This is a genomic window from Paenibacillus sp. 05T425, from assembly GCF_056396205.1.
Genome location: NZ_JBFTLA010000136.1, coordinates 1 through 411 on the forward strand (window position 1 = coordinate 1; position 411 = coordinate 411).

A 411-nucleotide genomic window follows, 5' to 3' on the forward strand; every position below is an offset into this window, starting at 1 on the left:
GTCCTGAGCCACCCGCAAACTCGCTTCCTGRCCSCGCATCATCGCCAGTGCCCGGCCRTTGAGGCGCTCACAYTGGCGCAGCACTTCCCGCGCCTCTTCAAGCAGCGCGGTGCCGGCTTCGGTGAGTTTCGGCTGGCGACCACTGCTGCGATCGAACAGGCTGACGCCCAGGTCTTCTTCCAGCAGCGCAATCGAACTGCTGACCGCCGACTGCGCCTTGCGCTGATCCCGCGCCACCGCGGAAAAGGAACGTTGTTCCGCGACACTGACAAACAAGTGCAGCTGTTCCAGACTCCATTGCATATTCATGGCTCAACCCATCTCCAGAACAGATAGGTAATGACTTTACCGCATCTGGCGGATCTCTAGAATGCCGACCTCAGAAAGCAACACTTCATACGAGGATTGACC

At 59.0% G+C, this 411-nt stretch carries 1 protein-coding gene; it reads right to left on the reverse strand.

Features of this window, described 5'->3' with window-relative positions:
• Positions 1-309: LysR family transcriptional regulator (locus tag AC1DF0_RS32460; protein WP_477577716.1), on the reverse strand; the 309-nt coding region annotated here is incomplete at its 3' end.
• Positions 310-411: the final 102 nt, after the last annotated feature.